Genomic DNA, 14,210 nt, shown 5'->3' on the forward strand with positions numbered 1-14,210 from the left:
AAGAATTCAGTTAAGAGCATGAAAGCCTGTCAAACCTCTGTTTAATGGTTTTACTCACTATAGGCCGCTTCCCTTGCCAATATGGCATGTTTGCGGGTTTCACCCCAGCGATAACCGCCAAGTTCACCAGTTTGGCGTAGCACCCGATGGCAGGGGATAAGTAATGCCACCGGATTAGCGCCAATCGCCGAACCGACCGCGCGTGAGGCCTTAGGCTTACCAATGGCCTTGGCAATATCACCGTAGGAGGCGACCTCTCCCTTAGGTAAATTTAGTAGGGCGCGCCACACATTAAGCTGAAAATTGGTGCCTTTTACCCAGAGTGAGAGCGGGGAAGGCTCACCTTGGTGAATAGCCTGAGTGCTGGATGCTATTGAACTAAGCTTTTTGGCACTCGTGTCAGCAAAGTACTGGCTAAAGAGGTGATCAATTAAGCTTGCTGTTTGCGCTGTGTCTTCATAAATGGTGGCCTGACTCCAGCTCTGCTTTAAACGTTCTAATGGCAATTGAATTTGCAGCATATCGACAAAATCAAACTGGCAAATGCCCCGGGCCGTTTGGGCGATAAAGGCCAACCCGAAGGGCGTAGGATGATAGCCATAGGCAATGCTGATCCCTAAGCCTTTTTGTCGATATTCGAAGGGCGTGACCGCCTCGAGTTGCACAAAATGATCGTATAAACGCGAGCCACTGCTCAGGCCTAACTCATAACTGGCACTCAAGGTCGAGTGGGACGGCTGCCGCAATAACTGTTTTGCCCGTTCTAGGGTTAAGGCCTGCAAGTAACGTTTGGGAGTGATCCCCGCCCAGCGACTAAAGAGCCGCTGGAAATGGAATTCACTTAAATGGACGTGCGCCGCAATCTCTGCCAGTGAGGGTTGATGACCCACATGCTGACGAATAAAGTCAATGGCACGTGCAATTCGCTCGTAATCTTGGGTCATCGTTATCCATTCCCTAGGTTTTACAGATGGACACACCACCATCGACCAATAAGGCGATCCCTGTGGTAAAACTGGCCGCATCGGAGGCTAGATATAGCGCCGATTGGGCGATTTCCGCGGGATCTGCGAGGCGCTTGAGGGCATGGAGGTTCTTCACAAAGGCCATGGCCTCTGGGGTATTGGCAAACTCCCGTCCCATTGGCGTATCTGTGCCGCCTGGCAAGAGCGCATTGACCCTAATCCCGCGCGCGCCGTACTCAACGGCCAAGGCTTGGGTTAAGCCAATCATCCCCGCTTTACTTGCCGCATAGGCCGCCGTTTGCGGAAAACCTATGGTATAGCCAACAAAGGAAGATGTAAAAATAATCGACCCTGCGCCACGTTTAAGCATTTGTGGTAATTGATATTTTGCCGCTAAAAATGCACTGGTAAGGTTGGTTGTTAGGGTGTTTTCCCATTCGGCTCGGCTAAGTGCATCCGAATCCACACCTAATTCGCCATTAATGCCAGCATTGTTAAAGGCGATATCCAATCCACCATACTGCTCAACGGCAAGTGCCACTAAATCACTGGCATACACTTCGTCGGTTACATCGCCCGCCAGATAAACCGCTTCACCGCCTTGGGTGATTATCTCATCCACCAATGAGGCCAATATGGCGCCGCGGCGCGCGCCCAGCACCAGTTTTGCGCCTTCACGGGCAAAGCGTTTTGCGGTGGCATAGCCAATCCCCGAACTTGCCCCAGTAATGATTGCGACCTTTCCCTGTAACACTGCCATAGATATGTCTCCATTGATTGCCTCGGCCAATATGCGCCGATAGAGACATAGTGAAGGGTTAAGGCATACTACTCGACCCGAATCTTGCGCTTTTACACTTGGTTGCTAAAGTCGTGAAAGTTGGGTGGATTGTCACTGAGTTTTAGGCGATGCCAGCAGCATAAATCAGCAGCAAAGACAGCGGGACGGAAACAACACCGATTAAGCGGAATTGATTTTTAAACGCTTGGGCAGACCATAGGGCAAATTTACGATGTTTACTCGGCGGCGTGCATGCCAAGCCGATTCCCACACAGAGTAAGACAATGCCTATCGCCAAAAAGATCTGTGGAAATCGGGTATCGGCGTAATATTGGATAAAAATCATACCCGCAATAATTCGGCTGACGACTTCAACAATATGGAAGTAGGGCTGCTCGCTAAATGCAATGATACCGTTAGCGAACGCCGCAGGCCTGATGACCATCACAAGGCTGAATAACAGCATTAATAGGCCAAAAGCCGCAATAAAATACATCGTCATTCCTTGTATTGGTTCTTATCTATTTGTCATGGGAAGCGTGAGTGGCTGTGTTTGTTCTACTTTAACTTGAGTCGTAATTGTTCTATCTGCCTATCGATAGACGCAACCTGTGTATCTGCTTGCTGCGCCACTGCCGACATTTCTTGCGCTAAGCTTTGCTCCCAAGTCGCTCCGGCAAGATTGTTATTGGCGTAACTTCTATCGTTTCTCAGTTCAACAATACGTTTATCCCTTTGGTCGATAATGAGTTTACGGTCGTTTTCTAGTTTAGTGATTTCACGGCTAATGCGTTGTTTATCAATAAAATCGCTAATTTCTTGTTTTTTATCCGAGTGAGTAACAGCGTTTGCATGGGCAATGTCAGGGCCTTTAACCACGCTACCGACGCCGCTAAGATCCACGGGTTGGCTATTTTCATCACAGGGATCGGCCTGATATTTTCCATCGGCACATTGGTATACGGCGGCATTGGCCGAAAAAGGCAGGATAAGTGTAACTAGCAATAATGATTTTCTGTCCATAGAACACCCCATTGTTGATTTGGTTAGATTACTCTGTCGTGGTGTAAAAACCAACAGAGAGGTCATGGGGTTTCACCCCACAGCCTAATGCCGTTAAGCCGTTGGTATGGCAGATGGTCTGTTACTTACAATTAGGACATGCCAAGAATTTAACAATGGGTGTTTTGTTAAATTTTTTCTTAGAGCTAACTTAATAACTAATTGCTTGAACGTAAGTTGAAAGCACATTATGTTATTGTTTTGAAAAGGGCTGCTCGATTTTCTGTGAAAAAGGATAAACAGTGAAAATTATTCCCACGGTACCGAAAAAATCTAAATTAATGAGCTGGTTGAAGCAGTTACCAATTTCTTTGCAACTAATATTAATCATATCTTTATTCTATCTGACTTGGCACTTTAGATACTTTGTTAGCGGTGTTAATGAATCTGAACTTGTAAAAGTAGAAGGTATTCTTTACTCGATTGAATGTAAGAATAAAATTGCAGGGGCGGATAGTATTATTTTGTATACATCCTTTCCTGAGCGAGAGGTATGGTTTAGTGGTTGGCAAAAGTGCAAAAATTTATCTAGAGCATTAAATGAGTTACGTTTTCCCGAAAAAGTAATCTATTATACCAAGAGGTATAATGGTGTTTTTAGCCAAAATAGTGAAGGAGCTTTATGGATTTATGCCGTTGATCTTGCGAGCACGAACGAGCCATTAATTTATCCCGTAAATGGATTAGGTGTTAATTACGAGCCGAATATTTGGTGCTTGGTGTTTCTCTTCATAGCACTATCTCTAATTGAGTCATTAAGAGAGCGTTGGTCGGATTACAGAAAATTAAAAATGAGTTAAGTAACCATTAATGACATACAAAAGGAGATATATAAACTAAAAAAGTGGGTGAAAATATTGACTCCCAACTTTAATAGCGTGGAAGTGAACCTCCGGCTATACCTTGGTTAAACATTGAATAAGAGGTTTGTATGCCGCGCACTCTCAAGGGGAGAAATTCTACTCCTTAATATCCTCCCATAGTTACTCTTTTACTGCATAATTCCTATGGGAAGTGGTGAACAATGCAGCACTGTTATCATAGTATTTGTCCTAAATATACAACAGATTAAGCCGTAATTTGTTTAGGCGAATTCTATTACGGGCATGACCTTCAATAATATGGATGTATTCGAGAACCACCATGGATGGCTTTACGGCGTGTCACGCAAGCTGCTGAATTTGGCGTATTCGCGATTTGAGCATAAGAACCTAATCGTCATCGACTGGAAAATAGTAGGAAAAAGAGTGAGGCTACCTTCATCTTCCACGCTGGCCATTTGTTGTATTGGGAGTTGCACGTTTGAAATATACTATCTTTAATGACTTGGATCTTTTTTATGTCTTTGATTTAAAATGTATAGCTGGATTTATTACCTCCTTGTGTTTTTTATTACTTTGGTTAAAGCAATTTATGCCTTACGGGTTGTAGGTAAACTGAAAGTGCATTATGGTATGAGATAAAATGGTTGGCTAAATTTTTAATACCTAGCTAAGGAGTTCGTATCTAAAAATATAGCCAAGATTAATTTGCCATAAAGGAGAATTGTTGATGCGTTACTTAAATAATCAAATTGGATACCCTTTTATTATAATTTATTTCGTTGTATTGCTGTCTGTTTTTATAGTCAATAAAATTTTTCTGCAAGACTTTAAAGGTGAAAACGATTTTATTATTTTAATAATAATATTGAGTATCATACTATTGATGACCTTTAAGTTGAGGGTGAGTATCGAAGATAAAAAGCTTACGCTAAGCTACGGAATTGGTTTATTTAAAAAGAGATTTGATCTTTCAGATGTTGCCAATGTGTCTATGGTAAAAAATAAATGGTATTGTGGTTGGGGTATGCGAATTTCATCTGAAGGAGCAATATATAATATATCCGGTTTCGAAGGTGTTAAAATTGACTTCCGTTCAGGCGTTTCAATTGTGGTTGGAACTAATGAACCATTAGAACTATATCAAGCACTTAAAACGTTTACCTCTTAATGTATCCAGCGAGTGAAAAGCACTATCGTTAAAGAACTCTTCATTGTTTAGCCCTAACATAGGCGAGTTTTCACTAAGAGGCTGTTCATAATTCTGTGTCAGGTTAATTCGATTGCTGACGTGACCTTCGATGATATGGATATCATCGTAGAGCCGCCATGGATGGCTTCACGGCGTGTCACGGAAGCAATGGAATTCGGCGTATCCGCAACGAGATCAGAAGTGCTTGGATAATCTTTCTATTTTTAACCTAACATTCCGCCATTCTAGTTCTACAAACAAAAACAGCCGCAAATATTTGCGGCTGTTTTTGATTAACACTCTGGATTTAAATGATATTTAAAGCTTGCGCTAAATCACTCGCTATTCATTGACCATAGCTAATAGCGCAGGTAAGAACTCTTTATCCAATGCGGCAATTTCACCTTGCTCGATAAGCACTTGATTCAGGATCTCATGGCTAGTCAAGGGATTAGCTAATACGACGCGAAACACCACTGTGGGTTGTCTAAAGTAGCGCGCGGGTTGAATGCGGGTGCGGGAGACAAAGGATTTACCCTGTTCGCGTTGGTGTTTTTGAATAAATTGGGTTAGACCATCGAGCAGCTCATTAAAGCGAGCGAGTTTGGTCTTATCGCCTTGTTCTATCGCTACTTGCATCGCCGCCTGCACACTTGCTGGCACATAACGATAGGTGAGCAGGCACAGCTCTGGCGCGGTGACTAGCTCAAAGTCTGGGTGTACGTCGATTTGTTCGGCAAAATAACGCGCTTTTTCAAGGCTGTTATTAATCAGGATTTCGTAACCATCGCGGCCGATAATCTGTAAACAGGCATGCACTAACATCGCCATGCCTGGGCGTGAGCCTTCCAGCGTTTGGCTGCCTAAATCCTTAGAGCCTCGGCGCAGAATATATTCGGCGTGGTGGGCAATCGCATGGGCAAACTCAGGATTTTTAAATAACACCATGCCCGCGCCCATGGGGACATACATTTGCTTATGGGCATCGATGGTGACTGAATCTGCGAGTTCAATACCATCGAGTAAGTGACGGTATTTATTGGATAATAAGCTTGCGCCGCCCCACGCTGCATCCACATGGAAGTGGCAGTTTAGCTCACTTGCTAAGGCGGCAAGTTCGCGCAGTGGGTCGATATTGCCCGTCTCGGTAGTGCCTGCCACCCCAACAATCGCCATGACTTTAATGCGTTTATTCGCCAGTTCGGCGGCGACTTCGCGCATTTTGGCAACATCGACTTTGTTATTGCTATCGGTTGGGATGCTGATGATATTGTCGCGACCGATACCGAGCAGATCTACGGCCTTACCTAAGGAGTAGTGGCCGCGCTCGGAGACCAGAATCGCTAAATCATCGAAGCCATAGTGACGTAGCGCTTTGATTAAGCCTTCGCGGGTCACGCCTTTAAAGTCGCCATCGGCCTTGAGTAATTGGTTACGGGCAATCCACAGGGCGGTGATGTTAGCCACAGTGCCGCCGGAGCAAAATGCGCCGAGGGAATGGTTGGCGCTGTGCATCCAATTACGATAAAAATCATCATTTTGAGCGTAAATCAAATGGTGCATCATGCCGAGCACTTGGCGCTCAAGCGGGGTAAAGGCTTTGGAGGTTTCGATTTTAACCAAGTTTTGATTCAGCCCCACCATCATTTTCGACAGTGGTAACACAAAATAGGGCAGTGCCGAGGTCATATGGCCGATAAAACTGGGCGCAGCCGTATGCACCGAATGCGCCACGAGATTTTGCATGATTTCGTCGGTGTAGTCGGAGACAAAACGCGGCTGGCTTGGAATTTCAAAGGCTTGAAAATCGGTTTCGATTTCGGAAAGCGGCTTTTCTAGCGCGGCAATGCTGTCACCCAAAAAACCGGCTAAGTCCTCGGAAAGCTTCTGCTCGATAATGCTTAAGGTGGATTCCGCATCTTCGGGCACAGTGAAAATCCGCATTAGACTTTCTTCAGATGCGATGGCTTGGCGAGGGAGTTTTTGGGTCATGGGGCTTGCCGTCTATTAATTCTTATAGTGAAACCGCAAAGGTGATTAAGAGTATAACCAAATACATGGCGCTTAAACCCGTTTACGGATTACCAAAAAGGGAGCTCACTTTACTGCAAGGCCTTTTAGGCATCAAGCACTAAAACACCGCCTAAGTCAGTGCTTGGGTTATAGAATAAACAAAGGCGCTATAAATAGCGCCTTGGGTGTGTGTTGTTGGTTATCTAAACACTGTTTGTACGCTAAGGTAAAGTTAACGCTTTCCCAGCATCAAGACGGCGCCAATATTACGGGCGGTATTGATTAGATTGGTTTTGGCGTTAGCTAGCACATCGTCCAGCGGACTTAAATGTGGAATGATGGGGAAAATCGCCGCCATACCTTGCTCGAGCACCGCATTAGCATTGTCGCCAAGGCAACCCGCAATCCCGATAGTCGGAATATTTTGCAGCTGCGCTTGCTTTAATACACCCATCGGGGTCTTGCCAAATATGGTCTGGCCATCGATTCGGCCTTCACCCGTGATGACAAGATCCGCGCCGCGAATTTTGTCAGCCAGTCCTACCGTTTGCATCACAATCTCGACACCGGGTTTAAGCTCGGCGCCTAAAAAGGCCATCACGCCAAGCCCCATACCGCCCGCCGCGCCCGCGCCAGCTTGGTTACGGTGATCGGTCACGCCACTTTGGGCGATCACATCGGCATAGTGACTCAGTGCGGCGTCTAAAATGCTCACCATCTCGGGTGTTGCGCCTTTTTGCGGGCCAAAGATGGCCGAAGCGCCACGCTCGCCGCACAGCGGATTATCGACATCGCAGGCCACTTCAAAGGTACATTCTTTCAGTAGCGGATGGGCGTTGCTCATATCGATACTGGCAAGCTGAGATAGCGCTGCGCCGCCCGCACTTAAGGTTTTACCTTGTTTATCCAGCAGTAAAATATCCAGCGCTTGGGCCATACCTGCGCCGCCATCATTGGTTGCGCTGCCGCCCAAGCCTAAAATAATGTGTTTTATCCCGCGATTGAGCGCATCACAAACCAGCTCGCCCGTACCATAACTGGTGGTGATCAGCGGGTTACGCTGATCCCTTGGTACATGGTGTAAACCCGAGGCGGAGGCCATTTCAATCACCGCAATCGTGCCTTTGGCTTGCTGGCCTAAAATGCCGTAATGGGCTTTGACTTTATGGCCGAGTGGCCCCATGACCTCTAAATTGACAAGGCTGCCGCCAGTGGCATCGACCATAGATTGTACCGTTCCTTCGCCGCCATCGGCTACGGGGATTTTGACAATCTCACAGTCTGGGATCACTTGTGTTAAGCCTTGTTCGATTGCATTAGCCACATCGAGTGCGCTTAAGCTCTCTTTAAAGGAATCGGGGGCAATAACTATCTTCATTCAAAATCCTACAGCTTTTTGGGCGCTTGGTTGCGCCCAAGGACAAGATAACAGCGGCTTAGAGCAGCACTAAGCTTAGTACATACACGGCCAGCATGGAGGTTACACCTTGGATAAGGGTCGCCATGGTTTGGGCTTTATAGGCTTGTTTAACGCTCATGCGGCTAAATTGAGTCACCACCCAGAAGAAACTGTCGTTGGCGTGGGAGACTGTCATGGCGCCGGCACCAATTGCCATTACGGTTAACACGCGGCCCATTTCGCTGCCAAGACCGATATCGCCCAGCATTGGTGCGACTAAGGCTGAGGTTGCCACTAAGGCAACGGTGGATGAACCTTGAGCCGATTTTAATGCTGCGGCGACGATAAAGGGCATGAAAATCCCAACGCCGAGTGCTGATAATGAGCTGCCTAAAAAGTCACCAATAGGTGTGGCTTTTAACACGGCGCCGAAGGCACCACCGGCACCAGTGATCAAAATAATCGGTGCTGCGGCGACTAAGCCTTGGCTAATGCGCTCGCTAAACTCGGCGATCTTGTTATCGCTTTTCAGTAATAGCAGTGACAGGAATAGACCGATAAGCAGGGCGTTAACGGGTTGACCGAGGAAGACTAATAGGCTGAATAGGCCTTCTTTGCCCAGTGGTGCAGAAGGGAAGTTAGCGATAGAACCTAAACAAATTAATAGGATAGGCACAAAAATCGGTGCAAATGCCTTTAATGGGCTAGGGAGTGTGCCGTAGCTTTGTTTTAAGGATTCAAAATCAGCGGCTTGAGCTTTGAGTTCTTCCGCGCCTTCGCCATCAGGTTCAACCCCTGCAAAGCGGTTCGCCCATAGCATGCCCGCAAGTGAGGCAACGGCAGCAACAAATAAACCAACACCAATCACTAGGCCCAAGTTGGACTCTAGCCCTAAGTTACCCGCCGCGGCGATAGGGCCAGGTGTGGGCGGTACAAAGGTGTGAGTCGCATAAAGACCTGTCGCTAACGCCACACTCATCGACACGCTAGAGACCTTCATGCGGTTGGCCATGGATTGTTTCAGCGAGTTTAAGATCACGAAACCCGAGTCACAAAACACCGGAATCGACACTAAGTAGCCGATAATCGACATCGTGAGTGTTGGGAAGCGTTTACCCAAGACTTTAATCACCACGTCTGCCATGGTGATGGCGGCGCCGCTCTTTTCGAGGATGATACCGATAATGGTCCCGAGCACGATCACCAGACCGATATAGCCGAGGATATTGCCAAAGCCAGTGGTGATGGTTTTAGCAATATCGCCACTCGGTAAACCATAGGCGAAGGCGCCAATAAAGGCGGCCAGAATTAAGGTTAAAAACGGATGGAGCTTAAATTTTGAGGTCGCGATAACAATAAATGCAATCACGCCGATGAGGATGAGCACTAAGTTCATAGATTGTCCCGTTCAGTCTTGGCTGAAGTTCTTAAGTGGTTCTGGCTGTTTTTGTAGGGCGCGGCGGTTATCTGATCCTAAGTTCAAATAAAGGCTGCTTTAAGGTCAGCCTATTATTGAATACTGCGAATTGAATAGCTTTGGTTAAACTGACGGAATTACGGCATAAACAGGCCATTATTTTGTGCGTATGCACAAAATAATGCGTGTGACTTCGAATGTAATAGCAGAAATATTGTTGCGAGGGGTTGGTAAACCTGCGGTTTACCAACCTTAAAAGTGTAGCGTTTAATATCTTGAGTTATTGACGACGAATAAAAGACTCAACATAAGCCGCCGTTCTAGCATTAAGTATCGGATCGGCTGAGGGGGCAATGCCCTTAGGTAATAACAGTGGGTTAAAAATGCCTTTATCACACTGTTGCACTTGGGAGTCGCTATCGCGGTCCCCGTTAATCACCACTTGGCCGACCAGTAATCGCTTACGAGTCTCAGGCCAAATCACCGTTGGATTATTAATGTCATCACCCGATTCAGCCAGTTGAATATAGAGGTTCCATTGTGCTGGCTGGGTATTAATGCGCTGGAGTAATTCTGCCTTTAAAAAATCATCACCCAGATTAGCCAGTTCGCTGGCAGAAAGGGCTGCTGTGCCGGCGACGGGTTCAAAAATCCATTTACCCGCAACGCTGTTATTTTGCTTGTCGGTAAACAAAAAGCTGTTTACGCCAAAGTAGCGACTATTGGCAAAGCTGGGGCTGGGTGGCAGTTGTTTTACATAGTCGAAAAAAGCTTTGGCGTTGGGCTTATTATCGATAAGCCATTGTTTACCTTCGGCGCCTTGTTTCACTTTGGTCTGAAAGGTAAAAAAATCATCCAGATTACTAGCAAAGAACACTGGCACATTGGTGGTGACAAAGTTCAGGTTTTCTTTATCACCATCAATTTTGAGTGACATAAAGCGCCCAGGGGTTTTGTCGGAGATTTGAGGATTGGTGCCGCCAAGGGAAAAGCGAGCGGTAACCTTAATTTGGCTTTGATTAAAAAATGGAATCGTTAGCGAATCTTGTAACTCTGGGTTGGGCGCAAAATAGCCGGAGGTGCAAAATCCCTTTGTGTGATTACGCAGTTTCACTTTTTTGCCGGCTTCGCGACTCGCCGCATCCGGCGTGCCATTGACGGCATCAACCAGTTCGGGAATGGTTTTTTCAGCGGCGATTAATGTGGGTGAAGTTAGTGCTAAGCCTGTGATGATGCAGGCTTTGGCAAGTAAAGTCAGTTTGAATAGGGTCATTGTTATTCCTTCAATGGACTGTAACGAGCGTTCGAAATGTCGACGCGAGAGAGTTATCCAGAAATATAGGACAGGAGATACGGTATAAATCTTTCACCGAATGTATTGCTTACTCAATAGTGGAGTAATAGTGCAGTAAATGAGGTTAGCTTGAGACATGATTGCGATATCCATTGATTGCTTAAGCCACGAGAGTTAAATACTCAGTCGTTGAATTCGTCGGCTAAAGGAGCGTCTGGTTAAACAGAGGCTGCTACTTTGGGCTTGCTTAAGTATCAAGCAGTTGTCCCAGATACAGACTTAATAAGCCGTGTAAGGATTGAATATCAGTTTTGGTTAATTGCTGAATTTTATCTAGACGATATCTTAAGGTATTTCGGTGGATAAACAGGGCATTGGCGCATTGCTGCGCATCACCAAAGTGGGTGATGTAGGCGGCTAAAGTTTTACGTAATTGGCCATTTTTATCGGCCTGCGTTAGTTGCTGATAGGGACTTGCTAGCGCTTGGCCGCGCCAGTCATGCTTGAGTCCTGAGAGCAGCACTTGTAAGGAATAATCCTCAAATAGGTATTTTGTGCCTTCAGGGTTGAGCTGTTTACCTAAGCTCAACGTTTCTTGCGCGGTTTGATAGGAGCGTGCAATCCCACCTTTTACGGGAAAAAAGTGACCCAAGGCAATTTTAAAATTTAAGTCCATCTGCGCAGGTAATCGTTGCAATAACTTATCAATACGTTGGTTTTCAAGCTCGGGATCCCATTGTTTTCCATCTAGAAAAGCGGGTTTTAGGATCACCAGCTGTGACATGGAGGTCATGGCAATTAGGTTGCCGCGGTCGGGATTTTGCAGTAGATGCAATACTTGCTTGAGGGTTTCGCTGACTCTGGGATTGCGCTCATCACTACCGCTTAGCTCGTTATTTGTTGATGTGTTTACCTGCGATATCATTTTGTGGATGGCGGAGGGTTGTTTTTCACTGACTTCAATAATGGCGGCCACTCGTGGTAGCGTGATATCAATATCGAGCTGCTTGGCCCAGCGATGCAATTGCTCATCGTCATCGGTTTGTGCCTTGATAAGTTGCAGAATAAATTCTTCACGCTGGCGGTTTTCCCATTGCAATTTATCCTGTTGATTGGCTTGCTCGACAATCATCTCGGCGGTCATTTTTAGTAGCTCGCCGTAGTGGGTTAGTTCTGCCGGGTCGCCAGTAATGCCAATCACACCAATAATTTGCCCTTGGTAATGCAAAGGTAAGTTGATGCCTGGTTTTACGCCATGAAGACCGGAGGCGACTTCTTCGCTCAATTCCACATTGCGATTTTGCGCAATCGCGAGTAAAGCGCCCTCATGGGTTGCACCGATACGTTTAGGGTCTCCTGAGCCTAAGATCACGCCTTGACCATTCATCACATTGATATTGTGTCCAATGATTTTCATTGTGCGACTCACAATTTTTTTGGCGATGTGTTGATCCAAAACGTACATAACTCACCTTATTTTTCAATCTATTTATAAACCACTGACGCAAACAGCAACGCAGTTAGGGTAATGGCAAACGACAGAAAAGGGCAGGTGTTTTTTTATCTTCTATACTGATTATTGAACTCAATCGGTTTTAACGTAATTTTAACAAATTGGGTGGGTAAAATGATGGCCGTATTTATTCCCTTTAGTGTCGTTTGTCCCTTAATGGGCTAAGGCAAAGGATATCACGATGAAAGTTTATCTCTTACCGTCAGCACTGGCGATGTGTATAGCGGCGAGTATTCAGGCACAAGCTGTTGAAATTAAATTTAATCACGGGCAATCCTTATCCGCTGCTGTAGGATTGAGCCAAAAACACAGTTTTAAAGAAGTTAAAACGATAACGCTTAACAAAAGCCAAAGTAAAACCAAAGCGTTGCAGTATTTCGATGGGGTGCTGGTGTATGGCCACCATTTGGTTGTTAGCACGGATGATACTCAACTGAGTGCTGAAGGAGATGTGGCACAAATTGCGGATGATTTTTCCGTGGAAGCTGGGATTTCTCAAGGGCAGGCGATTGCGGCCTTGAATAGACTATATCCGGGTTCGGCGGCAACGGGGAAAAAGGACGTACAGCTTATTATCCTGATGACGGGTGATACTCCAAGGTTAGCGTATCGGGTTTCCTATTTAAGCGACCAAACCGATGCATTGTCTCGACCAACGGGCTTTGTAGATGCTCAAACAGGGATGGTGCTCGAGCATTGGAATGAAATCATGACCGCAAAAAGTACCGCAGGTAAACCTGGCGGTGGTGGTTCCGGTGGCGGTAGCACAGCCTTAGATGCCACTGGACCTGGAGGAAATGCCAAAATCGGTGGTTATTACTACGGCAGTGATTATGGTTATCTCAAGGTGAGCGAGTCTAATGGTACATGCACCATGACCAACACCAATGTGAAAACTGTCAACATGGCGAACTCGACTCGCCGTGGTTCGGTGTTCACTTTTACTTGTCCAGAGAACACTTATTTGGCGGTAAATGGTGCTTATTCTCCTTTAAATGATGCGCACTATTTCGGCGGCGTTATTTTTAATATGTACAAGGATTGGTACAACACTGCACCGTTAACATTCCAGCTGGAGATGCGGGTGCATTATGGCCGCAATTATGAAAATGCCTTCTGGGATGGTACGGCTATGTCCTTTGGGGATGGCGCAAGCTATTTCTATCCACTTGTGAGCTTAGATGTTTCCGCCCATGAGGTCAGCCACGGCTTTACCGAGCAAAACTCTGGGTTAAATTACAGCGGCCAGTCCGGGGGTATCAATGAGGCATTTTCGGATATAGCTGGTGAAGCGGCCGAGTACTACATGCGTGGTAGTAACGATTGGAAAGTCGGCTACGATATAGTCAAAGGCGCTGGGGCGCTGCGTTATATGGATACCCCAACAAAGGATGGACGTTCAATTGACAATGCCGCCAATTATACCAGTTCTATGGATGTGCATTATTCCTCTGGTGTTTTTAATAAAGCCTTTTACACACTGGCGACTAAAAGTGGTTGGAATACGCGTAAGGCGTTCGATGTGTTTGTGCTAGCAAACCAGTTGTATTGGACTCCGACATCGACGTTTAATCAAGCAGCCTGTGGGGTTCAGCAGGCCGCGAGTGCTAAAGGCTCAGGCTATCCTGTGGCGGATGTGACAGCGGCATTTTCGGCAGTTGGTGTGAGTTGCCAATAAGCTTATTTTAAACGCAATGCATAAAGTGCTGTGTTGTAGATATTAAGTCGGTCGTTCAAGATCTTATTCTAAGCC

At 46.1% G+C, this 14,210-nt stretch carries 12 protein-coding genes; 3 read left to right on the forward strand and 9 right to left on the reverse strand.

The annotated features are described in order from the left end of the window. Window positions 1–50 precede the first annotated feature (50 nt). From SHEWPOL2_RS09500 to SHEWPOL2_RS09515, 4 genes are all read right to left on the reverse strand, one after another. On the reverse strand, window positions 51–944 hold the full coding sequence (locus SHEWPOL2_RS09500; RefSeq protein WP_037427893.1) for a methylated-DNA--[protein]-cysteine S-methyltransferase: 894 nt from the start codon (window positions 942–944) through the stop codon (window positions 51–53). A gap of 13 nt (window positions 945–957) precedes the next feature. Continuing rightward, window positions 958–1,725 carry an SDR family oxidoreductase gene (locus tag SHEWPOL2_RS09505; RefSeq protein WP_037427895.1) on the reverse strand — a complete coding sequence of 256 codons (768 nt, stop codon included), beginning with the start codon at window positions 1,723–1,725 and terminating at the stop codon, window positions 958–960. Between the two features lie 142 nt (window positions 1,726–1,867). Further along, window positions 1,868–2,242: a hypothetical protein gene (locus SHEWPOL2_RS09510; RefSeq protein ID WP_037427898.1), complete on the reverse strand. Its 375-nt coding sequence runs from the start codon at window positions 2,240–2,242 to the stop codon at window positions 1,868–1,870. 62 nt (window positions 2,243–2,304) lie between these two features. Continuing rightward, window positions 2,305–2,769, reverse strand: a complete 465-nt coding sequence (locus tag SHEWPOL2_RS09515; RefSeq protein ID WP_023267497.1) for a hypothetical protein — start codon at window positions 2,767–2,769, stop codon at window positions 2,305–2,307. Between the two features lie 281 nt (window positions 2,770–3,050). On the opposite strand from SHEWPOL2_RS09515, the gene SHEWPOL2_RS09520 reads away from it, so the two are divergent. Both SHEWPOL2_RS09520 and SHEWPOL2_RS09525 read left to right on the forward strand, forming a co-directional pair. Then, window positions 3,051–3,608 (forward strand): hypothetical protein, encoded by a 558-nt coding sequence (locus SHEWPOL2_RS09520; protein ID WP_037427900.1) that lies wholly within the window; start codon window positions 3,051–3,053, stop codon window positions 3,606–3,608. A 751-nt stretch (window positions 3,609–4,359) separates the two neighbouring features. Next, window positions 4,360–4,800, forward strand: a complete 441-nt coding sequence (locus SHEWPOL2_RS09525) for a hypothetical protein (protein WP_037427902.1) — start codon at window positions 4,360–4,362, stop codon at window positions 4,798–4,800. Window positions 4,801–5,163: 363 nt separating this feature from the next. Here the strand turns inward: SHEWPOL2_RS09525 and panP are convergent, their stop codons facing one another. The 5 genes from panP to SHEWPOL2_RS09550 form a co-directional block, all read right to left on the reverse strand. Next, on the reverse strand, window positions 5,164–6,813 hold the full coding sequence (gene panP, locus SHEWPOL2_RS09530) for a pyridoxal-dependent aspartate 1-decarboxylase PanP (protein ID WP_037427903.1): 1,650 nt from the start codon (window positions 6,811–6,813) through the stop codon (window positions 5,164–5,166). Between the two features lie 253 nt (window positions 6,814–7,066). After that, complete coding sequence (locus SHEWPOL2_RS09535; protein WP_037427905.1) at window positions 7,067–8,212, reverse strand: glycerate kinase; 1,146 nt, start codon at window positions 8,210–8,212, stop codon at window positions 7,067–7,069. 58 nt (window positions 8,213–8,270) lie between these two features. After that, on the reverse strand, window positions 8,271–9,629 hold the full coding sequence (locus SHEWPOL2_RS09540; RefSeq protein WP_037427906.1) for a GntP family permease: 1,359 nt from the start codon (window positions 9,627–9,629) through the stop codon (window positions 8,271–8,273). 301 nt (window positions 9,630–9,930) lie between these two features. Next, window positions 9,931–10,923 carry a catalase family peroxidase gene (locus tag SHEWPOL2_RS09545; protein WP_037427907.1) on the reverse strand — a complete coding sequence of 331 codons (993 nt, stop codon included), beginning with the start codon at window positions 10,921–10,923 and terminating at the stop codon, window positions 9,931–9,933. Window positions 10,924–11,191: 268 nt separating this feature from the next. Beyond that, window positions 11,192–12,409: a sugar diacid recognition domain-containing protein gene (locus SHEWPOL2_RS09550; RefSeq protein WP_037427908.1), complete on the reverse strand. Its 1,218-nt coding sequence runs from the start codon at window positions 12,407–12,409 to the stop codon at window positions 11,192–11,194. A gap of 229 nt (window positions 12,410–12,638) precedes the next feature. Between SHEWPOL2_RS09550 and SHEWPOL2_RS09555 the strand changes: the two genes are divergently transcribed. Beyond that, complete coding sequence (locus SHEWPOL2_RS09555; protein ID WP_037427910.1) at window positions 12,639–14,135, forward strand: M4 family metallopeptidase; 1,497 nt, start codon at window positions 12,639–12,641, stop codon at window positions 14,133–14,135. Window positions 14,136–14,210: the final 75 nt, after the last annotated feature.

Source organism: Shewanella sp. POL2 (genome assembly GCF_000282755.1).
In the GTDB taxonomy this organism is placed as follows: Bacteria; Pseudomonadota; Gammaproteobacteria; order Enterobacterales; family Shewanellaceae; genus Shewanella; species Shewanella xiamenensis.

Coding starts and splice junctions, on each gene's coding strand:
- SHEWPOL2_RS09500 (WP_037427893.1), bottom strand. CDS start 944: ATGACCCAAGATTACGAGCGAATTGCACGTGCCATTGACTTTATTCGT.
- SHEWPOL2_RS09505 (WP_037427895.1), bottom strand. CDS start 1,725: ATGGCAGTGTTACAGGGAAAGGTCGCAATCATTACTGGGGCAAGTTCG.
- SHEWPOL2_RS09510 (WP_037427898.1), bottom strand. CDS start 2,242: ATGTATTTTATTGCGGCTTTTGGCCTATTAATGCTGTTATTCAGCCTT.
- SHEWPOL2_RS09515 (WP_023267497.1), bottom strand. CDS start 2,769: ATGGACAGAAAATCATTATTGCTAGTTACACTTATCCTGCCTTTTTCG.
- SHEWPOL2_RS09525 (WP_037427902.1), top strand. CDS start 4,360: ATGCGTTACTTAAATAATCAAATTGGATACCCTTTTATTATAATTTAT.
- panP (WP_037427903.1), bottom strand. CDS start 6,813: ATGACCCAAAAACTCCCTCGCCAAGCCATCGCATCTGAAGAAAGTCTA.
- SHEWPOL2_RS09535 (WP_037427905.1), bottom strand. CDS start 8,212: ATGAAGATAGTTATTGCCCCCGATTCCTTTAAAGAGAGCTTAAGCGCA.
- SHEWPOL2_RS09540 (WP_037427906.1), bottom strand. CDS start 9,629: ATGAACTTAGTGCTCATCCTCATCGGCGTGATTGCATTTATTGTTATC.
- SHEWPOL2_RS09545 (WP_037427907.1), bottom strand. CDS start 10,923: ATGACCCTATTCAAACTGACTTTACTTGCCAAAGCCTGCATCATCACA.
- SHEWPOL2_RS09550 (WP_037427908.1), bottom strand. CDS start 12,409: ATGTACGTTTTGGATCAACACATCGCCAAAAAAATTGTGAGTCGCACA.
- SHEWPOL2_RS09555 (WP_037427910.1), top strand. CDS start 12,639: ATGAAAGTTTATCTCTTACCGTCAGCACTGGCGATGTGTATAGCGGCG.